At 62.3% G+C, this 24921-nt stretch carries 18 protein-coding genes and 1 tRNA gene; 15 read left to right on the forward strand and 4 right to left on the reverse strand.

Annotated elements, in window-relative coordinates; all coding sequences use genetic code 11:
• Positions 1-24 precede the first annotated feature (24 nt).
• A complete protein-coding gene (gene bchG / locus J8C01_RS06010; protein ID WP_211431330.1) occupies positions 25-1062 on the forward strand; it encodes a (bacterio)chlorophyll synthase in 1038 nt (345 codons plus the stop codon).
• A 30-nt stretch (positions 1063-1092) separates the two neighbouring features.
• On the forward strand, positions 1093-1290 hold the full coding sequence (locus J8C01_RS06015; RefSeq protein WP_211431331.1) for a hypothetical protein: 198 nt from the start codon (positions 1093-1095) through the stop codon (positions 1288-1290).
• Between the two features lie 25 nt (positions 1291-1315).
• Here J8C01_RS06015 and J8C01_RS06020 read toward each other — a convergent pair whose 3' ends face one another.
• Genes J8C01_RS06020 through coaBC form a run of 3 tightly spaced genes read right to left on the reverse strand, consistent with a single transcriptional unit; the run spans position 1316 to position 4628 of the window.
• The gene (locus J8C01_RS06020) at positions 1316-2176 is read right to left on the reverse strand and encodes an NAD-dependent epimerase/dehydratase family protein (RefSeq protein ID WP_211431332.1); all 861 of its coding nucleotides are present in this window, start codon (positions 2174-2176) and stop codon (positions 1316-1318) included.
• Positions 2173-3366, reverse strand: coding sequence for a hybrid sensor histidine kinase/response regulator (locus J8C01_RS06025; protein WP_211431333.1), 1194 nt, complete (start codon positions 3364-3366; stop codon positions 2173-2175). Before J8C01_RS06025 ends, J8C01_RS06020 begins: the two co-directional genes overlap by 4 nt.
• On the reverse strand, positions 3366-4628 hold the full coding sequence (gene coaBC / locus J8C01_RS06030; RefSeq protein ID WP_211431334.1) for a bifunctional phosphopantothenoylcysteine decarboxylase/phosphopantothenate--cysteine ligase CoaBC: 1263 nt from the start codon (positions 4626-4628) through the stop codon (positions 3366-3368). The genes J8C01_RS06025 and coaBC overlap by 1 nt, the downstream gene beginning before the upstream one ends.
• 162 nt (positions 4629-4790) lie before the next feature.
• Between coaBC and glpX the strand changes: the two genes are divergently transcribed.
• From glpX to J8C01_RS06065, 7 genes are all read left to right on the forward strand, one after another.
• Entirely contained in the window at positions 4791-5843 is a 1053-nt protein-coding gene (gene glpX, locus J8C01_RS06035) for a class II fructose-bisphosphatase (RefSeq protein ID WP_211431335.1), read from the forward strand.
• A gap of 271 nt (positions 5844-6114) precedes the next feature.
• Positions 6115-7710, forward strand: a complete 1596-nt coding sequence (locus J8C01_RS06040) for a carboxypeptidase-like regulatory domain-containing protein (protein ID WP_211431336.1) — start codon at positions 6115-6117, stop codon at positions 7708-7710.
• A gap of 5 nt (positions 7711-7715) precedes the next feature.
• Positions 7716-10673: an ATP-binding protein gene (locus J8C01_RS06045; protein ID WP_211431337.1), complete on the forward strand. Its 2958-nt coding sequence runs from the start codon at positions 7716-7718 to the stop codon at positions 10671-10673.
• Between the two features lie 82 nt (positions 10674-10755).
• A complete protein-coding gene (locus J8C01_RS06050; protein ID WP_211431338.1) occupies positions 10756-11730 on the forward strand; it encodes a radical SAM protein in 975 nt (324 codons plus the stop codon).
• Between the two features lie 41 nt (positions 11731-11771).
• Positions 11772-11852: transfer RNA gene (locus J8C01_RS06055), tRNA-Leu, on the forward strand.
• Between the two features lie 193 nt (positions 11853-12045).
• Positions 12046-12579 carry a peroxiredoxin gene (locus J8C01_RS06060; protein WP_211431339.1) on the forward strand — a complete coding sequence of 178 codons (534 nt, stop codon included), beginning with the start codon at positions 12046-12048 and terminating at the stop codon, positions 12577-12579.
• A gap of 56 nt (positions 12580-12635) precedes the next feature.
• Positions 12636-13079: a TlpA disulfide reductase family protein gene (locus J8C01_RS06065; RefSeq protein ID WP_014099738.1), complete on the forward strand. Its 444-nt coding sequence runs from the start codon at positions 12636-12638 to the stop codon at positions 13077-13079.
• 99 nt (positions 13080-13178) lie between these two features.
• Here J8C01_RS06065 and uvrA read toward each other — a convergent pair whose 3' ends face one another.
• The gene (gene uvrA, locus J8C01_RS06070; protein ID WP_211431340.1) at positions 13179-15692 is read right to left on the reverse strand and encodes an excinuclease ABC subunit UvrA; all 2514 of its coding nucleotides are present in this window, start codon (positions 15690-15692) and stop codon (positions 13179-13181) included.
• A gap of 160 nt (positions 15693-15852) precedes the next feature.
• Here uvrA and J8C01_RS06075 point away from each other — a divergent pair, with 160 nt between their 5' ends.
• From J8C01_RS06075 to J8C01_RS06100, 6 genes are all read left to right on the forward strand, one after another.
• The gene (locus J8C01_RS06075) at positions 15853-17109 is read left to right on the forward strand and encodes a PEGA domain-containing protein (RefSeq protein WP_211431341.1); all 1257 of its coding nucleotides are present in this window, start codon (positions 15853-15855) and stop codon (positions 17107-17109) included.
• Between the two features lie 87 nt (positions 17110-17196).
• Positions 17197-19824 (forward strand): hypothetical protein, encoded by a 2628-nt coding sequence (locus J8C01_RS06080; protein ID WP_211431342.1) that lies wholly within the window; start codon positions 17197-17199, stop codon positions 19822-19824.
• 31 nt (positions 19825-19855) lie between these two features.
• Positions 19856-20914, forward strand: coding sequence for a DNA-3-methyladenine glycosylase family protein (locus J8C01_RS06085; RefSeq protein ID WP_211431343.1), 1059 nt, complete (start codon positions 19856-19858; stop codon positions 20912-20914).
• Positions 20915-20970: 56 nt separating this feature from the next.
• Entirely contained in the window at positions 20971-22659 is a 1689-nt protein-coding gene (locus J8C01_RS06090; RefSeq protein WP_211431344.1) for a DUF4388 domain-containing protein, read from the forward strand.
• 43 nt (positions 22660-22702) lie between these two features.
• Positions 22703-23437, forward strand: a complete 735-nt coding sequence (locus J8C01_RS06095) for a TraB/TrbI/VirB10 family type IV secretion system protein (RefSeq protein WP_211431345.1) — start codon at positions 22703-22705, stop codon at positions 23435-23437.
• Positions 23438-23496: 59 nt separating this feature from the next.
• Positions 23497-24921, forward strand: coding sequence for a M16 family metallopeptidase (locus J8C01_RS06100; RefSeq protein WP_211431346.1), 1425 nt, complete (start codon positions 23497-23499; stop codon positions 24919-24921).

Genomic DNA, 24921 nt, shown 5'->3' on the forward strand with positions numbered 1-24921 from the left:
CTGGCTGTCTTTTGCTGAATCACTATGCTTGAGGAGTTGAGAAAATCACCCGTCCCGTCCCCGCAGGCAACGACTTCCAAACCGCTGCTGCAAACCTTCCTGATCCACATCCAGCTCCTCGACCCCGTCACCTGGCTTGGCCCCTGGCAGTGTTTCTGCTGTGGGGTCCTGGCAACGGGGCTACGCCTGGCAGACCTGACGGTGACGGATGGCGTCAAATTTTTTCTGGCCTGCGGACTCATCGGCCCGCTGCTGACCGGTTTCAGCCAATCCATCAACGATTATTTTGACCGCCACCTCGACGCCATCAACGACCCGGAGCGCCCTATTCCGGCGGGGCGGATTTCCCTCGCGGCAGCCCGTGCCAACTTCATCCTGACCGGTTTCCTCGCCGTGGGGAACATGTTGCTGCTGTACCTTGTGACTGCCAGCCCGGTGATTCTCATCCTGGGCGTCGCAGGACTCTTTCTGGCCTACGCTTACAGCGCCCCGGGATTTCGCCTCAAGGAAAACGGCTGGCTGGGAACAACGGCAGTGGGCATCGGGTACTGCCTGGTGCCATGGCTGCTGGCTGCGCACCTTTTTTCACGGGAGCCGGGCTTTCCTGCCTTTCATCTGGCGCTGGGGGTTGTCAATGCCCTGGTTGCCATGGGGCTGATCACCATGAACGACTTCAAATCCATTGAAGGGGACCGCAAAAATGCCCTCAAAACCCTCCCCGTACTGTATGGCGAACGTGGCGCAATGCTCATTGCCTTTACCGAAATCAATCTGGCGCAGGTGATTTTTGTCATCACCTGCTTTTTGTTTGGCTATGTCACCATTGGCTGGCTTGGCATAGCCTTCTTCGTTCCCCAGCTTGTTCAGCAGGTACAGCTCTACCGCGCACCCAATGACAGCCGGTTGCTCGAAAGCATTGGGCGCAATGCGGCCGGGCGGTCGCTCATCAGTCAGAGTCAGGCCAGCGCCCATCCGGGCTTTATCCGTTTTCTCGTTGGGAGTAATCTGCTCACCGTCACAGCCATTACGGCTGTGTCCATCGTCCATGGGTATTGGCGCTAGAACCCGTTTCAGAATAAGGAGACCAACGCCATGAAAGACACGGCAACGACCACAGCTTCAGACAGCCCCAACCAGACTGCCGAAGCCTCACTCGAAGCGTTTCGGACGCTTTCTCTGCCCGAAAAGGCCCTGACCATTGCCCAAGCGCAGGCAATGTTGTTTTCCAACACGGTTGTGCGGGTGCTTTCCACGGTCTTGCGTGGCAGCCGCCGCCCCAGTGCCAGCTAGGGGCCAGCCAGGGGGAAGCCATCCGTCAGGCCCACTTCAGGACCGCCTCCACATCAAAGTCTGGCTTCCAGCCCAACCGGGCGCCGGCTTTTGAGAGATCGCTGACATAGTGCCGCTGGTCGTCTGGCGCCGGCTCGACATCGGTCAGGTGTAGAACCGGAGTCCTGCCACATGCCCGGCCAATCCGCTGCGCCAGTTCAACCAGTGAGTAGGCGTAGTCGGGACCGCCGCCGATGTTGAACGTCTCATTGAAGGTGTCGTGGGCATCAGACAAAGCGGCACAGGCGCGCAGCACGCGCACAAGTTCTGTCACCGGCAGGACATCCCGCACCTGCCGTCCCTGCCAGCGCAGCGTCAGGGGTTGTCCACGGCGGATGGCATCGGCAAAGCGACTGACCAGTCCGCCGGGATTGCCCGGCGTCGGCGGTGCAAACATCGTGGAGAGCCGCAGCACACAGAGCCGGAAGCCGCGCTGGGACGCATAAAAACGGGCGTATTCCTCGGCCAGCCACTTTGACCAGGCGTAGGCGTTCTGCCCACGCAGGGTTGTCGGGCAGCTTTCCGGCACGGCCGGGTAGTGGTCAGCATGCGCGCCATAGACATCCTTGGTCGAGGCCAGCAGCAGGACGTGCTGTTTGGTAAGCTGGGCGCAGAGCCAGCGTGTGCCGTCGCTGTTGACCTCGAAGCAGTCCGCCGCTGCCTCCGGGGCTTTGGCCACGTGGGCGGCCAGGTGGACGATGACTTGGTGATGGGCCAGCGCCTCCGCCAGGGCTGGGGTAAACAATCCCAGTCCCTGCCGTCGCCCGGCCACGGTCGCCCCCAGGGCCGCCGCCACATGAACGCCCAGATAGCCTGTCCCACCTGTCACCAACCAGGTCTGCTTCACGCGGTTTTCTCGGTCTGATCCAGGTTCAAATCCGCCACCGGGGTTCTGTCGCGCGGAAGCCGAACGGTCACAGTCGTTCCTTTCCCCGGCTCACTGACAATGGACACCCGGCCACCATAGGCCGTCACGACATCCCGCACGAGGGTCAGGCCGATGCCCAGCCCACCCCCCTTGAAGTTGGTACGGGAAGTGCTGTGGTACTGCGAACTGGCTACTTCATAAAATGACTCAAAAGCGACAGCCACTTCATGGGCAGCCATACCAATTCCATTGTCCTCAACCTCGATGGTGAAATATGGCTCCCCGGAGGTTAGCCGGACGTGGATGTTTCCGTGGTCAGGGGTGAACTTGACGGCATTGAAGAGCAACTCCCGCAGAACCTGGGTCACGCGCAGGGCATCGCCCACCGCCGGCAGGTGTTCCGGCCCTGCCAGATGATACTGGTGCTGGCGATGCCGGGCGTGAACCTTGATTTCTTCGAGCGTGGTCCGTACCAGGACCGCGACATCAAACGGCTGGCAACTGATGGGCAGGCGATCAGTGGTGGCTGTCATCAGCAGCGTGAGGTTCTGGACGATGGTGGTGAGGTTTGAGATGGCCGCCTGCATGGCCGCGCGGGCTTCCCGGACATCAGCGGGCGAGTCGGCCATCACTGCCAGCAAATCACAGTAGCCCTGGAGAATGGTCAGCGGCCCGCGCAGTTCGTGGCTGGTCATGCGGAGGAATTTTTCCTTGAGTTCGGTCAGGCGTTGTAATTCACGGTTTGCCTGCTGCAGGGCGGTGTTTTGCTGGCGCAGCCTCACCCGCCCGAAGCACTTCTCGATGGCCAGGTGCATCTGCCCGACATCAAAGGGCTTGGGGATGAAGTCACTGGCGCCGAGCTTCATCGCCTCGACGGCTTCCTCGATGCGTCCATAGCCGGTAATCATCAACACCTCGATGGACGGGTCATGGGCCTTGACCAGTTCAATGACAGCCAGCCCTCCCTGGCGCGGCATGCGCAGGTCGGTGATGACAAGATGGGGGCGGAAGCTGACCAGCAATGGGGCCACTTCACTGCCATCTGCTGCCGTGCACACCTGGCAGTCACTGAGAAAGTTCTTAAAGAAAAGCCGGATTTCCGCCTCGTCATCCACAACGAGCACCCGGCGGTTTAACTCAACCGACGGAGCGGCAACAGCATCTTCCATCACCTACACTCCAGCATCTGGCACTCCGGCGTCTGGGGGCGAACCATCGGCCGCTGCTGGCGCGCCAGATTCAGAATTTCGTGGGCCAGTGCCTCCTTGGTCATCAGTGGCAGTGTCCGGGTTTCACCGCTGGCCAGGACGAAGGTAGCCCGGTTGGTATCGGTGTCAAACCCGGCGCCAGCCTCAGTGACATCGTTGAACACCAGAAGGTCGGCACCTTTGCGGCGGAGCTTTTCCAGAGCCGCTTCCAGTGACCAGCCCGTTTCAGCCGCAAAGCCGACGACGAAGCGGGACCCCTTCCGCGCACTGACGGCGGCGAGGATGTCTTCGGTGGGTTCAAGGTCGAGCTGGCGCAGCGGTGCCGGGGTCTTTTTCAGCTTTTCCGTCGCCACCTGCCGCGGACGGTAGTCGCAGACGGCGGCCGCCTTGATCACCATCGTGGCTGCCGGCAGACACCGCAGCACGGCCTCATACATCTCGCGGGTGGAGCGGACAGCAATGGTTTCAACGCCCTCCGGCGGGGTCAGCCGGGTCGGACCACTGATGAGGGTGACGGTTGCGCCGCGCACCTGCGCCGCCCGCGCCACGGCGTAGCCCATCTTCCCTGAAGAGCGGTTCGTCAGGTAGCGGACTGGATCAATGTCCTCAATCGTGGGCCCGGCCGTCACCAGAACGTGGTCGCCGGTCAAGTCACGCGGTGTTGTTTCCAACGTTGTTTCCAACGTCGCCAGCGATGTCCACACCGTCTCAACGATGCGGTCAGGGTCAGCCAGCCGCCCTTCACCAACCATGCCACAGGCCAGAAACCCGGCCTCCGGCTCGATGATGTGGACGCCACGCGCCCGCAACCGGGCCAGATTGTCCTGTGTGGCCGGGTGCCGCCACATCTCCACATTCATCGCCGGGGCCACAAAGGTCGGACAGGTCGCCGCCAGATAGACGGTTGACAGAAAATCATCAGCAATACCGTGGGCCAGTTTGGCCAGACAGTTGGCCGTGGCCGGCGCAATCACCAGCGCGTCCGTGCGCTGGGCCAGGGCAATGTGGGCAATGTTGGTATCGTCGTCGCGTCCCCAGTGCGACGTATGGACGGGCTTCCCGGAAAGCGCCTGGAAGGTCAGCGGCTGGATGAAGTGCGTCGCCGCCTCGGTCATGACGACCTCGACCGTGGCGCCGAGCTGCTGCAGGCCACGCAACACCAGAATCGCTTTGTAGGCACCAATACAGCCGGTGACGCCCAGAGTGATGTGCTTCGTCATCATTGGGAAGGTCCGCTTGCTCCCCGGCGCATCCCCACACAGGAACATCAGCCCGCAATGGGGCCGGGCTTGGTTTGTCAGGAGGATAACGCTATCGTAACACACAAGGCATTTCCAGCGTCACCTGGCAGATAGCGTCTGCCTCTCTCAGAAAGGCTGTTGATTATGTCGGCTGAAACCACAGAAACCAGGTTTTCCCATCTCTCCAAGGAGTTTCTCCACGTGGTGGAGGTTGCGGCCATTGCCGCGGCGCGCACCATGGGGTTTGGCCAAAGAAAACAGTCCGACCGCGCCGCCGTTGAGGCCATGCGCGAGGCCATGCGTACAGTGCGCATGAATGGGCGGATTGTGATTGGCGAAGGCGAGCGCGACAAAGCTCCGATGCTCTATATCGGCGAGCGCGTCGGTGCCGGGGCCGAGCTTCCCGACGACGATGAGACCTTCCCCGCCGTGGATATTGCGGTTGATCCGCTTGAAGGAACAAATCTCTGCGCCACTGGCGCGGCCAATGCGATTGCCGTTCTGGCGGCGGCCGAGCGGGGCGGACTGCTCCATGCTCCCGACATGTACATGAACAAGCTCGTCGTTGGGCCGGCCGCCAAGGGAAAGCTCGACATTGACGCTCCGGTGGCCGAGAACCTCAAAATTCTCTCGGACTGCCTGCGGCGGGCCGTCACTGACCTGGTGGTTTCGGTGCTTGACCGCCCGCGCCACGCCAGGCTCATTGCCGACATCCGGGAAGCCGGGGCCCGCATCCAGCTCATTTCGGATGGCGACCTGTCGGCCGGCATCAGCGCGGCCATCGGCGGGTCGGGCGTCCATGCCGTCATGGGCATCGGCGGGGCCCCGGAGGGAGTGCTGACGGCGGCAGCCATGAAGTGCCTGAACGGTGAAATCCAGGCACGCTTTGTGCTCAAGGACCAACTCCATGCCGAAGACCACACCAAAGTCACGGAAGACAGCGAGACGCTCGCCCGCATGCGGGCCATGGGCATTGCGGACCCGGCGCGGGTCTATCGGACGGATGACCTGGCGCCCGGAAAGCACATCATCTTCGCCATGACCGGCGTGACCAATGGGACGGTGCTGCGCGGAGTACGCTTTTTCGGTGCCGGCAAACGCACCTCGTCGCTTCTGATGACAACCTGTCCGCATACAGTACGGCTGGTGGATACGGTCCACGTTGAGGGCGGGCCCGACACGGTCATCCGGCTGTGAAGCATCCGCTCCTGAGCCGGCTGCACCGCCCAAAGATATGGTGTCAACGGCAGTGGCCGTCCTATACTGGCGCTTTGTCAGGGCATCCACCGTCGCTCCGGGCCGGTCCGACAGGCCCAGGTTGGTTGTGGCGGTGTGGCTGGGTTGGCTCTGGCTCGTCGGCATCGGGGATGAGCATTGAGGTTCGGTCCTGATTTGGCTCACCGGGTTGGGGACAAACTGAAGTACAGCCGGGTTCCGCGTGTTCCAGGCTGTATCAGGGGGGACGTGCATGCGATATCTGTTCCGTAGTTTCTTCGCCGGTTGGTTGTGCCTTGTCCTGGGTACGACCCTGACGCTGGCCACAGAACGCTCTGAAGGGTGTGTGGTGACTGGGGTGGTCACAGATCACAGCGGCGGGCCCATTGCCCACGCCATCATCTCCATTTTCCGGGATGGAGATGAAAAGGAAGTCCTGGTGACAGCTTCCAGCGACCGCAGCGGCCGGTTCACACTCTCCCGGCTTACACCAGGCGTCTATCGGCTGCTGGCGGCAGCGCGTGGCTTCCAGACGTTGATCAGCGAACCAACTGAGTTGATAGCGGGACAAACGTCCCGGATGCGGCTTATGCTGCGCCCGGCGCCGGACCCCAGGGTAACGGGGGTCAATCCGGTCAAGTACCAGAACCGGCGCCACCGTGGCATCTTCAATGCCACAGCCGCGACTTCCGACACGTCAGACCCGGCACGGCCGGGCACACCTCTCTGGCAGGGGGCGGCGCTGATTGGCTCAACCGGATACGACAGCCAGGTGACGGCTGAAGTCACACCGGGGATGGAAATCGGCGCTTACCTGCGCCGTGGCTGGGAAGGCCAGTCGGTCACTATCGGTGGGGCGCTCCGCTACAGCGCCGGACAGCATCGCGGACGCCTCCGCTGGCAAACCGATCAGGTGACCGCCGATCCGGTCCTGCCCGCTCCAGCCGCGCCCGCGCCGGGCAGCCTGTTTTTCCGCCACGACTTCCAGGCGGCAGATGCCTGGCAGCTCACCGACCGGCTCCAGGTGCTCTATGGCTTTGATTACCTCCGGGTGGGGCGCAGCCAGGAGGAGGTCTGGCGTCCACGCCTGGCTGTCCACTGGCAGCCCTGTACAGCCGTGCAGGTGCATACCGCGCTGACCTCTGATGGACAAGCCTTCCCAGCTTGGGCTGACCTGGAGCGGCCGCTGTTGACCGACGACTTCCCCGCACCGCCTGCGCGTCTGGCGCTGGTGGATGAACGGCCCGCACTGGCCCGTAACCTCCGGGTCGAGGCCGGGGTTGCCTGGCAGATGGATGCGCGGACGACAGTCAAATTCTATGCCTATCAGGACTGGCTGGACGGACATCCTCTGGCCTTGGATGGACATATTTCGTCGCGTCTGAATGGCCGCGCCCACGGAACAGCCATTCTCCTTACCCGCCGTCTGCAACCACGCCTGGTGGTGACAACGGCCTATGCGGCCGGACAGAAGGCGGTGCAGATGGATGCCACGGGGCCAGCGGCTGCAACCTGGATGAACGGCACCTACCATCATGTCGTCGCTGTTGTGGCGGAAACCATCCTTTCCGGCGCGGAGACCCGGATTCAGGTCGGCTACCGCCGTGCCTGGGGGAACCCGGTTCATGCCATTGATCCCTTTACCGGCCGCCTGCCCTTCACCGACGCCGGGCTGAACCTCAGAATCGTTCAGACCCTGCCCGGCTGGATATTCCTGCCCGGACATTGGGAAGCCATCGTCGAAGGCCATAACCTGGATGAACGGCGTGGCGAAGTCACCGGGCTGGGGGCCGTTTCCGGCTTTCCCCACCGGCGGACGGTGCGTGGCGGACTCCGCTTCCGCTTCTGAAGTTTATGGTATTCCGTTCCTACCCCACCTGGCTCGTGGTTGGGGTCAGTCTGACCATCACCCTGCTCGGACTGCTCAACCTGATGGACCGTGCTGTGCAACCCCCGCCGGCCGATGATGGCGTGCGCTGGCGCGCCACACCCCAGGGGTTGGTGGCTGAAAGTGTCCGTCCGGGCAGCTCGGCTGAGCGGGCGGGTGTCATCCGGGGGGACGTTCTGCGGGCCATCATGGTTGAAACCAATTCCCAGGAGCCGCCGGAGCCACTGGCCGTCACCAAGGAATGGCAACTTCAGTACTACCTGGATGAGTACGTCCATGTCGGCGGCAATGCCATCTACCTTGTCGAACGCTACAATCCCCTGGGTTTGAGTCTTGGTCTTTGGCAGGCCGAGCTGCGTCACCTGGACCCGCAACCCAGCCGCTTCGGGCTTGAGGTCTATGCCGCCTTTGTCGGCACGCTGTACCTGCTCATCGGGTTGGTTGTCTTCGCCAAACACAGACACACCTCCCAGGCGCTCCACTTTTTTGTCATCTGCGCCTTGTCGTTCATTTATCTTGTCTGGAACACCAGTGGGGCACTGACAACTTTTGACACTGCCATTCTCTGGGCCGACCGGGTCTCACTGATTGTGCTGTGCCCGATTTTTCTGCACTTCTGCGCCACTTTCCCCCTGCGCAGTGCGTGGCTGGAACGCCGTCGCCGTCTTATCTGGTTGATGTATGGACCGGCTCTTGTCCTGGCGCTGTTCGAGACCCTCCACCTGTCTCTGGGGCGCTACAGCACCTGGTTGCTCGACCTGCGTCCGCTGCTTGACCAACTCACCCTGATCCATTTTGCCGTAGCCTTTGCCGCTGCCCTCAGCGTTGTCACGGTGACGTTCTTCCAGACGGAAACCCCACTGCTCAAGCAGCAGATGAAATGGATGGTGGTGGGTCTGACGCTGGGCATTGTCCCGTGGCTGGCTTTCTACGGAGCGCCGGTTGTGGCGGGCGTTGAGCCAACGCCAATCATGGAGGCCCTGGCGCTGGGTCCGACCGTTTTCATCCCCCTGTCCTTTGGCTACGCCATCGTTCGCTACCGCCTCATGGATGTGGATGTCATCGTGCGGCGCAGCCTGACCTACGCGCTGGCGACCTTTGGCGTGGTCATGATTTTCATGCTGGGGGTGGTCAGGATGGCTGCCTGGATACGGGAGACCTACCCGTTTGTCCCGGCGGTGACCACGACATTTCTGCAGGTGGTGGTGCTGTCCGCCGGTGCCATCCTCTACGCTCCTTTCAAAAACTGGCTCCAGGAACGCATTGACCGGATTTTTTATGGCGCGCGCTATGACACCCGCCTGGGGCTGGCGGACTTCGGGCGCGCCATGGCCACAACGACGGCCTTGCCCGAACTGCTTTCGGCCATTGCCCGGAAGCTGTCCGATGCGGTGTCGGTGACGGATATCGCCATTTTTCTGCCCGATTCAGATGCACCGGCCGCGGCACAGCCGCTGCGCCTGCGGCCCGTCTTCACCAGTGGGCTGACCACGCCGGTGCTGCCGCCCCATATCGAGCAGGAGATTCTCCAGGCCGGTCCCCGTGGTTATCTCGTGGACGAGGCCGGGCTGGCCGAAGGCGATCTGGCCTACTATTTCCCCTGTGTTGCGCGGGGCCGGCTGGTGGCCGTTATGGCACTGGGTAAGACGGTCGAGCGCACCCTCCTGACCTCGGAAGACACAGAGCTGCTACGTGGCCTGGCACCCTACATGGCAGTCGCCATTGAAAACAGCCTCTTTTATGAGCGTGAGCGGGCGCGGGTCGAAGAACTGGCCCGGCTCAAGGAGTTCAACGAAAACATCATCGAGTCCATCAACGTCGGCATCGTTGTTATTGACTGCCAGGGCCGGCTCACCACCTGGAACAGTACCTTTGAGAAGCTGTTTGCCCTGCCGCCGCCGCCGCCGGAGGGGTGGACAATGGAGCTGCTGTTTGACCCGGACCTGCTGCGCATGATGCGTGGCGTCATCGGCCATGACGCGGGTTGGCAGATCACCGACGCCCGCACGATTTACCGCTGCCGTACCCAGGGGCGCAATGGACAGGCCCTGGTGCTCAACATCACCCTCCTGCCACTTCAGACGCGCGCCCTGGCCGCCGGCGGAGCCCTGATTTGCTTTGAGGACATGACGATCCGCGTCCGCCTCGAAGAACAACTCCGGGAAGCTGACAAACTCTCTTCGATTGGGCTGCTGGCGGCCGGTGTCGCTCACGAAGTCAATACCCCACTGGCCGGTATCTCCAGCTACACGCAGATGCTCCTGGCGGAGTGCAGTGACCAGGACCCCCGCCGTCCCATTCTGGAGAAAATTCGCCGGCAGACCCTGCGTGCCTCTGACATTGTCAACAACCTGCTCAACTTCTCCCGCACCGGCAACTCCACCTTTGCGCCGGTGGACCTGGCGACGATTCTTGATGACACCATTCAGCTTCTGGAGACCCATCTGCGCGGCACCGCCATTGAAATCAAAAAAGATTATGGCGGCGCACTCCCTCCGGTCTGGGGACAGGCCAGCAAACTTCAGCAGGTGTTCATGAACCTGATGCTCAATGCGCGCGACGCCATGCCCCACGGCGGCATCCTGACCATCACGGCCACCGTACAGGGCAATGCCGTGACCATTGCCGTTTCCGATACCGGTATCGGCATTCCGCCCGAAGTCATCCACCGCATCTATGACCCGTTTTTCACGACCAAGGAAGTCGGGCATGGCACAGGTCTCGGCCTGGCCGTCAGTTACGGCATCGTGCAGGAACACGGTGGACATGTCTTTGTCGAAAGCACGCCCGGACAGGGGACAACCTTCCGGGTCAAACTGCCCGTAGCTGCCACCCAAACGTCACCGCCCCCTCTTGCTGCCACGGCAGAAGCTGCTAGTGTAGCGGTTCGTGTGCCGGCCGAAGTGACGCCTCTGCCCCGCTGATGGCTCGCCGGGGCAACATCCTGGACGCACCGGCACACCGCTGTCAGAACACCCAAATCTGATTCTGTGCCTTGGAATTTCCATGCTCCACCTTGCTCTGACCCGTCGTTACCGCGAAGCCCGGATGGTGCTGCGCGGCATCCTCGACCGTTGGCATCCGGTCCTTGTGCATATTGTGCCGATTCGGCGGTGCAACCTCGCCTGCACCTACTGCAATGAGTATGACGCCGTTTCAGACCCCGTTCCGCTTGATGAAATGCTGCGCCGGATTGACAAACTGGCCGAACTTGGCTCTTCCATCGTGGCCTTCAGTGGGGGGGAACCCATGCTGCACCCGGACATCTACACCATGTTCCGGCGCATTCGCGCCCACGGCATGATGGCCGGTCTCATCAGCAACGGTTACTACCTGACCCGCGAACGGATTGAGAAACTCAATGAAGCCGGGCTGGAATACCTCCAGATCAGCATTGACAACGTCCATCCCGATGAGGTCTCCCAGAAAAGCCTCAAGGTCCTTGACCGCCGCCTGGTGGACCTCCAGCGCTATGCCCGCTTTGCTGTCAGCATCAACTCGGTCATCGGAGGGGGCATCCGCCAACCGGAAGATGCCGTCATGGTGGCCAAACGGGCCGCGGCGCTGGGATTTGCCGTTTCCTGCGGAATTATCCACGACAACCGCGGCGCGCTCAAACCCCTGTCCGAAGCTGAACTGCGTGCGTATGAGGAAGTCAAACGGATTGGGAAAACCGGCTACGCCATGATTCACACCTTTCAGGACAATCTTGCCCACGGGCGTCCCAACCGGTGGAAATGCCGGGCCGGTGCACGCTACCTCTACGTCTGTGAGGATGGGTTGGTCCACTACTGTTCCCAGCAGCGGGGCTACCCCGGCATTCCGCTCATCAACTACACCCGCGACGACCTGCGCCGCGAATATGCCACGCCCAAGCCCTGCGCGCCCTTCTGCACCCTTGCCTGCGCGCACCGGGCTTCCACCATGGACTTCTGGCGCGATCCCCAGCAGGAGCGCCACCCGACTACCGTTCACACGTGACACCATGGTAGGCTTACGACGGCGATACCCGGTGATGCCGTGCGGAAGTGGCGAAATGGCAGACGCACCAGACTTAGGATCTGGCGCCGCAAGGCATGAGAGTTCGAGTCTCTCCTTCCGCACTTTTCCGCTCCGCCTCCTGCTCCCTCACCGGAAAAACCTCCACACAGCCCCGGACAGCCCTTTCGGAAACAGCCGTTGCACCCCAGACTGGAACGTAAGTAAGGTTACGCCCGTGGGCCGGCCGCCAGCCAATCCGGGCTGGCCTTGAGCAGGCTTTATTCCTGACGATCATTGCCTCCAAAGGAGTGTTCTATGTTGCAAGTTGGACAACCGGCGCCGAGCTTCGATATGGCGTCCACCAAAAACCCTGAAACGCTCAAAGAACGGGTCAAACTTGAAGATTACCGTGGCAAGTGGCTCGTGCTGTTCTTCTATCCGCTGGACTTCACCTTCGTCTGCCCGACAGAGGTGACCGGCTTCAGCGACCGTCTGGAAGAATTCCACGCCCTCAATGCCGACGTTCTCGGCGTAAGCACAGACAGTGTGTACTCACACAAGGCCTGGCTGGAGACGCCCCGTGAGAAAAACGGCGTAGCCGGCACGAAGTACCCCCTGGCCAGCGACATCACCAAGGCAGTCAGCCGCAGCTATGGCGTTCTCATCGAGAACGAAGGCATTGCCCTGCGTGGGCTGTTCATCATTGACCCCGAAGGCATTCTCCAGTACCAGGTCGTTCACTCGCTCAACATCGGGCGCAATGTGGATGAGGTGTTGCGTGTCCTCCAGGCACTTCAGTCCGGCGGACGGTGCCCGGTCAACTGGAAGCCCGGTCAGAAGACCATCTAGGTTCGCGGTGACTCAATCCGTGACCTGCCGCCCACACAAGGAAAAACACCATGCCGATGCGGATTGGCACGCCGCTGCCACCTCTTGACGGAGCAACGGAATGGCGCAATGGCAGTGTCACCCCGGAAGACCTGCGGGGTCACATTGTCCTCATCCACTTTTGGGCCGTGAGCTGTGGCATCTGTTCTGAACAGATGCCACGGGTCAATGCCTGGCGCGACACCCTGGCCGAAAAAGGCGTCCGGGTGGTAAGCATTCACATGCCTCGCTATGAAGCTGACACCGACGTGGCAGCCGTCGAGGCCGCCATTGCCAAATATGGACTCACCCAGCCCTGCGCCATTGACAACCAACACCGGATAGCGGATGCCTTTGGCAACGAGTTCGTCCCGGCCTTTTACCTGTTTGACGCCGAGGGCAAACTCAAAAGCTTTTCCGCCGGCGAGAACGCTGCCCGCCTCGTGCAGCCGGCCTTGGAACGGCTGCTGGGCAGCACGTGAAGGCGGCGTCGCTCATAGAAAACGTGGCGCAGAAGCGCCCGCCAGCTTGGCGACCAGCGGTTAGCCGCTCATCGCTGGTCGCCCATTGCCAACTGCCAATCACCAATCGCTGGCAGCCAACCTCTGCGCCAAGGCACGTCCGGTGGGGGTATCCAGAGTGGCAATCCGGGATGGTGGGCCCTCGCCTACCAACCGCCCGCCACCGGTACCGCCTTCTGGCCCCAAATCCACAATCCAGTCCGCAGCCCACATCACATCGGTGTGGTGCTCGATGACAATGACCGTGTTTCCCCGGTCCACCAGCGCCTGCAGGACTTCGAGCAACCGGCGGACATCCTCGAAGTGTAACCCCGTCGTCGGCTCATCCAGAATGTAGAGCGTGCGTCCGGTTGCCCGGCGCGCCAGTTCGCAGGCCAGCTTCAGGCGCTGGGCTTCCCCACCGGACAGGGTTGTGGCCGGTTGCCCCAAGGTCAGGTAGCCCAAGCCCACCTCGACAAGGGTACGCAGCTTGTGCGCCACCGACGGAAAGGCCGCAAAAATCCCGGCTGCCTCCGCTACCGTCAGATCAAGCGTCTGAGCAATGTCCCGTCCCTCATACCTGACCTCCAGCGTCTCCCGGTTGTAGCGCCGTCCCTGGCAGACCTCACATGGCACATACACATCGGGCAGAAATGCCATCTCAATCCGCTTGACGCCATCCCCTTCACAGGCTTCACAGCGTCCGCCCGGCACATTGAACGAAAACCGCCCGGGACGGTACCCCCGTGCCCTGGCCTCCGGCAGACTCGCGTAGAGCTCCCGGATGGCGGTGAACACACCCGTGTAGGTGGCCGGGTTGGAGCGGGGCGTACGGCCAATCGGCAACTGGTCAATCTCAATGACCTTGTCAAACACCCCGGCACCTTCAATCGCCCGATGGGCACCAGGCGGTACGCCCGAACCCGACCGGTGGACCAGCGCGCGGTACAGCACATCGAGGACAAGGGATGACTTGCCTGCTCCGCTCACCCCTGTAACAACGGTCAGGCACCCAACTGGAAACCGGGCTGTGACCTCCTGGAGGTTGTGATGCGTTGCGCCAACGACCGTAACATAACCTTGGGCCGGTGGGCGCGGCGTGCGCGGCACGACAACCTGGCGCACCCCGGACAGGTACTGTCCCGTCAGCGAATCCGGGCACTGCCGGATGGATGCTGGCGGACCGGCCGCCACCAGATGCCCACCCTGGGCTCCAGCACCGGGACCCAGGTCAATGACCCAGTCCGCCTGAGCAATGGTTTCTTCATCATGCTCAACCACAATGACGGTGTTGCCGGCATCCCGCAGACGTTTCAGCGTGTGAATCAGACGCTGGTTGTCCCGGGGATGCAGACCAATGCTCGGCTCATCGAGAATGTAGAGCACGCCCCGCAGAGGAGTTCCCAGTTGGGTCGCCAGGCGAACCCGCTGGATTTCTCCGCCCGACAGCGTTGCCGTCGGGCGGTCCAGCGTGAGGTACCCCAGGCCAACTTCAACGAGAAAAGTAAGCCGCGACTGAATTTCCGCCACAATCCCGGCGGCGACCTGCACCTCCCGAGCAGACAGGGACAGTTCGCGCGCCCAGGTGGCCACCTCCGTGAGTGGCCACTGCGTCAAAGCCTCAAGTGGCTGCCCGTTGACTGTGACAGCCCGCGCCTCCGGCCGCAACCGCGCCCCCTGACAGTCCGGGCAGACTCGCAGCCCGGTAAAATGCTGGAGCTTAGCCTCCGGGCTGGTGTCTATGATCCCCCCCAGACCACCACAGGTCGGGCAGGCGCCAAGCCGGCTGTTGAAAGAAAACGAGCGCGGCTCCAGCGGCGGCAGACTGAAACCACAGGCCGGGCAGGCCAGGTGTACTGAAAACAACTTCTCATCCTGTCCATCAAGGGTAATGAGCACGGTGCCTTGGGACAGCCCAACCGCCACTCCGATGGCATTGCGCAACCGCTCCGTCAGGTTTGACTTGACGATAAGCCGGTCCACAACAACCTCGATGTCGTGGGCTTTTCTTTGATCCAGACGGACCTCCTCTTCATCGAGCGTGCGTACTTCACCATCAATCCGCACCCGTGGGAAACCCCGTTTGAGGGCAAACTCCAGCTCTTTTCGGAAGGCCCCTTTGCGCTGGCGCGCCAGGGGTGCCAGCACCATCAGGCGGGTACCCGGCGGCTGGGACAGTACCCACTCGACCATGGTTTCGGGCGACTGCCGCTGGATGGGCAGACGGCAGGTTGGGCAGTGCGGTTTCCCAATCGCTGCATAAAGCAGCCGCAGGTAGTCATACACTTCAGTGACGGTGCCCACCGTCGAACGCGGATTCTGGTGCGTCGTCTTTTGCTCGATGCTGATGGACGGGCTGAGACCGCGAATGGCATCCACTGCCGGACGTTCAAGCCGCGCCAGAAACTGCCGGGCATAGGCTGAGAAGGATTCGATGTACCGCCGCTGACTTTCCGCGTAGATCGTATCAAACGCCAGAGAGGACTTGCCCGACCCACTGACACCAGTCAACACCGTCAGGCTCTGTGGTGGGATGGTAAGGGTAAGGTTTTTCAGGTTGTGTTCACGCGCATTGATGATTTCCAGTGGTTTCATGGTGTACGGCTTTTGTGGCTTAATGAACCAGACTTTGTAACGATAGATAGACGCCTGAGAATCATTATCAGACTATTGTTCCACCCTAACCACAACGCACATTGCATCTCCCCCTTGTGGCAAAATACCCGCGCCACGAGTCACCCAGCATCAACACCCAATGAAAGCCCAGCCTAAAACACCCTTTCTGACCCCGCTGCCACCGCGCCCCCTGCCACCCCGAAAAAACCCGCTGCCCAGCCGCCGGGCCATCACCCGGTGGCTCTACGGACTCAGTGGCATCCTCGTCATCATCAGTGCCGGCGCCGCGCTGTTCTACTTCTCCAAGCCCACTGTCATCGTCCTGACCAACGCCACCGGTGCCACGGTCTATCTCGACGGCGAACCACGCGGTACGACCAACCAACTCAACCGCTTTTCCCTGACCGGCGTCTCCCCCGGCAAGCATGCCATCCGCCTCACCCACCCTGAATACCTCGATACCGAGCAGGTCATCACCGTCGAGTATGGCTTCCTCGCCACCAAGGTTAACCTGCCCCTGCGCCCCGCCAGGTTCACGCTCACTATTCAGACCGAACCTCAGACAACAGTCCGACTCGACGGTATCCAAGTCGGAGAAACTGATCCCCAAACCGGAGTGCTCGCCATCCAAAACGTCCGGGTTGGAACCCACCAGCTTTCCCTGCAGCGGGCCGGCTACCTTCCCTTTGCCAGCCCGGTTGACATGCCGGAAAGCGACCACCAGGTCACCTTCCCACTCCACCTCGACCTCAACGGCTACTGGAAAGGCACCTGGCAGGAAGCGGCCACCGGCAAGGCCGGCGAGTTTATCCTCAGCCTTGGCCAGACCGGCACCACCCTTTCGGGCCTCTGGGAAGAGCCAGGCCCTGCGCCAACCAAGCCTCCACGGTCATTTCCCGTTCTGGGCCGCCTCCTCGACCAGCAGCGCCTGACGCTCGAACGCAAAGACGAAACCGGACGCACCCTCACCTTTGAAGGACAGGTCTCCGCCACCGGACGCGACCTCCTCGGCACCTGGCAGGACGGCAAACGCACCGGTCACTGGACCGGCAGCCGCTCTGACACCAAACCCACCTTCAGCCCCCTTCCTGGCGTCCCGCCACTCCCCACCGCCGTTGAGCCGGGACCACGCCTGACCATGCCGGCTGACGGACTGCCCACCCTTTCCCCGGCACCGCCGGGCTCTGCCCCCACGGAGAGCAGTGATCCCTCCCCGCTCAGCCGTGCCCAGTCCCTCTATGAACAGCGGCGCTACGACGAGGCCCTCGCCCAGTGCGATGCCATCCTCAAACAGGACCCCAAGAACAACGCCGCCCGCGACCTCAAGCGTCGTATCCAGAAGTCACTCGATATTCTCAAGGCGCCACCTGGTGACAATGAAACCCCATCGCCATAACGGGACTTCCTTCCGGAACACGCCCACGCCATACTGCCCGTGATTTTCATATCCATACCGACGAATTCATACCGACGAACCTGTGCCATGCCAATGCTGAAATCCCTCCTGTGCTGGTTGTTGGTCATCCTGCCCTTCATGCCTGCCGGGTACGCCCAGCAGGACACTAGACCCCTCTCCCTCGAACAAATCAAGCGCCTGATCCAGAATGAATTTCCTGATACGGCCCTGGCTGGCGAAATCCGCGACCGGGGCATTGATTTCGCGGCCACCTTTGACCGGCAGACCCTCGAATCCCTCCGGCTGCTCGGCGCCCAGGAAAAAACCCTGCGGGCGCTCGAACCGTACCTGCCCAAAGCTTCCGTCCGCGTCATCACCAAACTTGACCGCACCACCGTCTTTGTGGACGGCAAGCAGTACGGCATCACTGACTCAACCGGCGTACTCCAGATCAACGATCTTGAACCCGGTGAACACCTCATCGAAACCCGTAACCGCCCCCGCTACAAAGACGGTCAACTCCGGGTCGTCCTCCGCCCCCGCGACAACCAGGAAGTCGTCTTTGAACCGGAAGTCAATGTCGGGACGCTGACCATCACCCCCCTCACCCCCAATCTGGAAGTGACGGTCTATAACGAACTTGCCTCCCTGACCGGGACGTTTGCCAAACGGGAACTTGCCCCCGGTATCTACACCCTCCAGGCCCGCAGCCGCTGGCATCAACCCATTACCCAGATTATCCAGATCAAAGCCGGCCAACACCTGACTCTGCCCATCGAACTGGAACTTGACGAAGCCCTGCTCGAAACCACCGTACTTGAAGCCCAAAAAGCCTTTTTGAGCAAAGATTACGCCAAGTCAGTCAATATCCTGCTTGAAGTCCTGAACATCACCCCACGCAACCTGCCGGCGCTCAACCTCCTGGCCCAGAACTACCTCCGGCTCAACGACACCCCCAACTTCACCGCCACCGCCAAGCGCATCCTGGATGCCGACGGCACGCTCGACTTTGCGCTCCTGCTCCACACCGAGAAAAAAGGGCCGCAACCGGTCCGCCTCCAGCTTTCCCGTACGTCCCTCACCCTTGAATGGCTCGATGGCAGCGAGACCCAAACCTTCCCACTGGAAAACTTCTCACGGGCCTTTATCCGGGGCGATGTCCAGAGCGAGGTCTTCCTTGTTCTGGCCGGGGCACGCACCCCGAAGCGCATTCCAGACCTCCAATTTTCCATGGCCAACACCTATGACCCCCGGGATGAAAACCGCGAGCCACAACTCTCTCAGCGTGACAAAATCAATCTACTCTGGAACATAGAAGAAGTTTTACGGTTTTCACTTGAAGTTCACCGGGAATTCCTGGCCGTCGCAGCCACCCGCCCCAGCCGCGAACCCGCCAAGCCCGCCGACCAACCCCCGTCCGGCAAAGGCAAGCCAGCGGCCCCGACTCCCAAAGAACAGGAACCGGTGCCGGACACCCCCAACCAGACTGCCCGGAAAGAACCCGGCTCCGACCAGAAAACTCCCCAGCCAGACACCAGGAATGACTCCCGGAGGAAGGGAGACGCCCAAAAAACCAAAGATACCAAGCGTAAGGAAACCAAACCTGAAGTAGCACAGGAAAAACGGAAGGACGACCGTCCGCCGTCCACCCCGGACAGCACCGCCCCCAACCGCACGGCCCCGGCACCTCCAACCAGGCCTGGCAAGGACACCCGTTCTGCAACCTCTCCAAAGGTCACGGACGAAAACACCAGCCTTGCCGCACTCACCCCCGACGGTCCTGTGCCAGCCGCAGCGCCGCCCAAGACCAAACCTTCCAAAAAAGAAGCCCCGAAAGAAGCGGCGAAGAAACCGGAAGCCGCCCAGGAAACCTTTCGGGAAGAGCCTTCCAAAAAAGAAGCCCCAGTCACCCCTGGCAAACCAGACACTTCTCAAAAAACCAAACCCTCCAGAATGATGGAGCAAATGCCAGCCCCTCGCTCGCTGCCCACCGCCGACGATGACCTTCCCACCGGGGCCCCCTCACCCGTCCGCGCCCGTGCCCTCATCAGTACCATGCTTGGCGCCGTTGGCGGACGCGCCAATGTCGAACGCATCACCGCCGCCCAGTTCTACGGCACGCAAATCACCACTGAGCCGGACCTGACCACCCCGACCTCCGCCCCCGACCCCAAGCCCATCCGCCAGTTCTGGACGCGTAACAAACAGCTCCGCTTTGAAATCTCCCCCGGAACGCCTACCGGCCTCGTTTACCTCCGGGTCGAAAAGGACTTCTGGCAGCGCGCCAACGGGCGTGTCGAACGCATCACCCAGACGGAACTTCTCCGACAGGTACGCATGCAGTCCAAGCTGGCCGGTGCCGGCTTGTACCAGCAGCTCCTGTCCCCGGAAAACAAGGTCGTCCGCTTTTCCCGCCACCTGGCCGACGGCCGCGTGGAGGAGACCATCCGGGTCACGGACCGCGACGGCGATACCTACGATGTTGTCATCGACCTCGAAACCCGCCGCCCGCAAAAGTGTATCTACCAGTTACCCACCGACCTGGGGCAGCCCCTCCAGATCGAGGAACGCTACGAGGACTTCCGGCCGGTTGGAGATGTGTGGCTGCCGCACCGGATCATTCGGAGCGTGCAGGGTGGGCGCACCGTCACCCTGACGTTCACGGACATCCAGTTGCCGCCAGCGCTCAGCGGCGACCTGTTCCGCAAGCCATGAAGATCCGGCGGATTTCTCGCTCTTCTGACTGGTGACGGACACGCTCCTCCTCCCCGCCCCCTTCAACCCCGACCTCACCCTGTGTGGTGGGCAAGCCTTCCGGTGGACGAAAGACCCTGCCGGCCCGGCCTACCAGGGCGTCGTCGCGGACATGGTGGTCCGCCTCACCCCACCGGCCTCCAGTGACGCGGCTTCCGGCAACTGGCGAATTCAACTTCTCAGCCACCCGCTCACCCCGGCCCGGCAGCGGCAACTCCGGGTGTACTTCGATCTCGACCGGGATTACACCGCAGCTCACCAAGCCGTCGTCGCGCGTCTGACAGCCCTTCAGAGCCACGGACAACGTCCGGAAACCACATTCCCGGCAGATGATTCGGCAGACGAACCGGCAAATGACCCGAAGCGATCCCCGGCTGACAGCTTCCCGGCAGCCGTCTGGTTCACCCCAGACTGGCACCACCTGACCGGACTACGCCTCCTGCGCCAACCTTGGTTTGAGGTCATGGTGTCGTTCGTCATCTCCAGCAACAACCACCTGCCACGCATCCGCCAGATCATAAGCATTATCAGCCGCACGTTCGGACACCCCATCACCCCCACTGACTACAGCTTCCCCACCCCGGAGGCCCTGGCCGCCGCCTGCCCCGGCACCCTGCGCCATACCTGCCGCGTCGGCTACCGCGACCACGCCCTCCACCAGCTCGCCACCCAAATCGCCCACAACCTGACCTTCTGGGAAACGGCCGCCGCCTGCCCCACCCCTGAACTCCGCCGCCACCTCCTGGCGCTCCCCGGCGTCGGACCCAAAGTTGCCGAATGTATCCTTCTCTTCGGCTTCCACCGCTGGGAAGCCTTCCCCATTGATGTCTGGGTCCGCCGGGCCCTCCTCACCTGCCTCGGACGGACAGCCGCTCCGCCTCCGGCTAACCGCGAACTGGCTGCCCTTGCTGCCGACACGTTCGGCCCCTTTGCCGGACTTGCCCAGCAGTACCTCTTTGAACTCGCCCGGCTTCACCGCCCCCACCGTCCCAAGCCCGGCGCTGCACCGGATGAGGGTAGCCCACCCTTACAACAACCGGGTATGATGTGACCACACCATCACTGACGAAATGGAACCCCTGCAAGCACCACCAAGGAAGCTGTGCCATGCCTGAGTCGCCCCAGCCACCAACCTATCCTGCCGAAGGCACACCGCCTGCCCCCGCCGCGCCCTCGCCGCCCACGACTGGACTGCTGACCACCGTCGGCGTGCCCGACCTGCTGCGCCGGGCCTACAGCGAACGCTTCACCGGCGAACTGCTCCTGTCCCGGGGAGACGAGCAAAAACAGATTTACTTTGAAACCGGCAACATCGTCTTTGCGGCCAGCAACCAGCCGGCCGACCGCATCGGCGCCTCACTCCTGCGGCAGGGGCTCATCACCCAGGCCGACTTCGACCGCATCCTTGCCCAGGCCCACGAAGGCAAACGCTTCGGACAGGCCCTGGTTGAAGCCGGATTGATGTCCGAACGCGACCTCATCACCAACATCACCTTTCAAATCCTTGACATCATCTACTCCGTCTTCAACTGGACGACCGGCAACTTTGAATTCATCCCCGGTGAACACCGGGTCGCTGAAGAACTCAAACTCAAACTCACCACCGCCAGCATCATCCTGGAAGGCGTCCGCCGCCTTGAGGACTTCGGCATCATCCGGCGCGGCCTCGGCGACCTCAACCGCTTCATCGCCCCTTCTTCCTCGCCGCTGCTCCGCCTGCAAACCGTGACGCTCAAACCCTTCGAGCGCCAACTTCTGGAACTCATCACCCAGCCCCTTGACCTGCTCCACATCCTCGTAGTGGTCAACGCCCCACCGGCTGCCACCCTCAAAGCCATTTTCGGACTCATTTCCGCCGGCATTCTCGAACAAACCGAGCCGCCGACGCTGTCGCGCGATACCGGCAAATTTGAACTGCCGGCGGCGCTCCGGCCGGTCATCCCGCTGGCCACGCTCACGACAGCGTCTCAGACCCAGCCAGCCTACAGCCCGGACCACGCCGCTTTCCGGTCACGGCTCGATGAACTCTGGACGCGCATCCGTCTCAATAACCCGCACCTGATCCTCAACGTTTCCGTCGGCGCGACCTTGGAAGACATCAACGTGGCCTACCTGCGCCTGGCCGACCAGTTCCACCCCGACCGCTTCCTCACCGCGCCCATCCCCCTGCGCCGTGAGGTGGAAGAAGCCTTCCGGCATATCGTCCAGAGCTTTGAGCATCTCCGCCAGCAGGCGCTTCAGATACGCCTCCAGCGCACGACCGGCTGTTTCACGGCCACCCCTCACATGGTCCGAACCACTGGGGCCTACCCGATGGCGCCCCTGCCCCCTACACCCCCGACACCGCCGCCGCCAGCACCACCGCCCCAAAAGCGAACCGCCACACGTACTCCCAACCCCGTCAAGCCCACCGGCAACGCCGAAGTGGACGCCGCCATTGATGACTTTCTGGCCTATCTCGACGACCAGAAAGCCCCGCTCGTCGTCAGTGACTCCCTCTCCCTGCTGCTTCGTACCGAGCCGCCCTTTGCCCTCCCCCGTGAGCGGGTGGCTGAAATTGTGGCTGGCTGGGCCTATAATCAAGCCAGCCAGCGCCAGCGCCCCCTCAACGAAATGCTGCTGGCGGCGCTGGAGGACATTCGCCATGCGGAACGTGCGCGGGTTCTCAAGGCGTTCAACCCGGATACGTTTTACGAAGCCTTTGTCGCCGACCTCATGCTGTTCTGCCCCCCGGAAGAGCAGGAACTTTTCCAGCTCAAGCTGGGTGCTCTGCGGGACTTTCTACGTCACGCCTGACCCCGCGCCATCCGCCCGATGGCGCCCCCTTGGAGGATCGCCTATGTCGTACATCACCCGTTGCCTTCACGACGCCCGTCGGTGCTGTCTGGTGTATGCCCTGATGGGAAGTTTAGCCCTTGGACTCTCCCTTGGCAGTGCACCGGCTACGGCGCAATCACCCAACGATCCCCCCACCCGGCCGCGCACCCATGCCCCCACTTCAAGCAACCGCGTGACGCTTCCGGCCGGCACGGCCCTCACTCTCGAACTCCTGACCCCGGTTCACACCCGCATCAATGCGCCCGGTGATGAAGTCATCGCCCAACTCCGCGAGTCAGTACGCCTTGCTGACGGCATGCTTGTGCTCCCACGTGGCACGGAAGTGCGTGGCACGATTGCTGCGGTCAACCCGGCCAGGATGCCCCAGCGGGCCGCCCGCCTTCAGATGGTTTTTGATACGGTCATCACCGATTTGGGCAACCAGCCGTTGGCTGCCGTCGTGGTTTCCATTGACGACGTGGGCAACGAAGCCCGCCTGCGCGCCGACCAGAGCGGAACGGTCTCCGGCGGCCACAGCGGACGGCGCACCGTCCGGAATGCCATCAATGGCGGCTGGTTGGGCAGCATTGGCTCTGGCATCATCGTCCTGTCCGGCGGCAGCGGCGCGGCGGCAGCCGGAACCCTGGGCGGCGGGGCCCTGGGCGGCGTCCTGCTCACCCGTGGCAACGACATCCGCCTGCCATCCGGGACGATCATCCGCCTGACCCTGACCAAGCCCAACACCTTTACGCTCTAAACCCCGCGCCTCCCGGCGCGGGCAACCACATCCTCCGCACGGGACAGCACAAGGCAGCCGTGAAGAAATCCATTCCACCCGCCCCCACTCCAGAGACGACCCCCCACCAACCACAACCTTACGTTCCGGCCCACCTTACCCATCCGCGCCGGCACCGCACCCGGCGGCGCGGATGGCAGCGGACCCGCCTCCCCAACGGGCTGACGGTCATCGTCGAACCCATGGCACACATACGTTCCGTGGCCGTGTCGGCGTGGAGCCGGATTGGCGCCCGCCATGAGCCGGCGGCTTACAACGGTATCAGCCACTTCGTCGAGCACATGCTGTTCAAAGGCACCCGGCGCCGCACCACCCGCCAGATTGCCGTCGAAAGCGACCGGCTCGGCGGACAGGTCGAAGCCGCCACCATGATGGAAGGCGTCAACTATTACATCCAGACGCTCGACCTGTACCTGCCCCAGGCCCTAGACCTGCTCCTGGACCTGCTGGGCGCGCCGCGTTTTGACGAAACAGAGTTCGCCCGCGAGCGCAGTGTCATCCTCGAAGAAATCAAAATGATTGCCGACAACCCCGAAGAGCTGGCCTTTGAGCACTTTCTGGCCAACTTCTTCCCACAGCACGCCCTGGGACGTCCGATTGAAGGCACCCCGCGTACCCTGCGTCGCTTGACTCCCGAAGACCTCCGGCACTTTCACCATCTGGCTTACCACCCCCGGCACCTTGTCATCTCCGTGGCCGGCCACGTTGACCCCGCACTGGTTCTGGAGCACTGCCACACCGGCTTTGCCGGAACAACACCGCCTGATCCAGCGCAACTTGAACAGTATCAACTACTTGAACCTTATGTCGGCGCGCCGACGTTCTGCCTCAACGAGCACCGCGACACCGAGCAGGTTCACCTGCTCCTCGGCCTCGCCGCCCCCTCCCTCCTGTCGCCCGACCGGACGGCTTCCACCCTGCTGGCAACCCTCCTGGGCGGCGGCCTCAGTTCGCGCCTGTTCCTGCGCGTCCGGGAGGAAGCCGGACTGGCCTACAACATCTATGCCGATGCCATGGCCTACAGCGATGCCGGTGTCTTCCTTATCTATGCTGCCGTGGCCCCACGCAACCTCAAGCGGACCGTCCGCGCCATTCTCACGGAAGTCGCCGCCGTCGCCAGCGGACAGTTCACGGACGACGAAGTTGAGCTTGCCAAAGCCCAGCACCTGACCAGCCTCCACCTCGGACACGACACAAGCAGTGTCCGCGCCAATCAGAATGGATACCAGGAAATCACCTTCGGGCAAATCTTTAGCCAAGAAGACCTGGAGCAGGAAATCAACAGTGTCACCCGTTCCCAACTCCAGCTTCTGGCCCGGGAACTCTTCGCCGGAAAAGTCTTTTCCGGACTGGCCCTCGGCGACCTGGGACGTTACCGGCTTCACCCCGCCAGCCTGTACGTCCCACGCCATGTTTCACGTTCAACCGTTCAAGTGATTTCTTGA

Source organism: Chloracidobacterium sp. D, from assembly GCF_018304685.1.
GTDB classification, from domain to species: domain Bacteria; phylum Acidobacteriota; class Blastocatellia; order Chloracidobacteriales; family Chloracidobacteriaceae; genus Chloracidobacterium; species Chloracidobacterium thermophilum.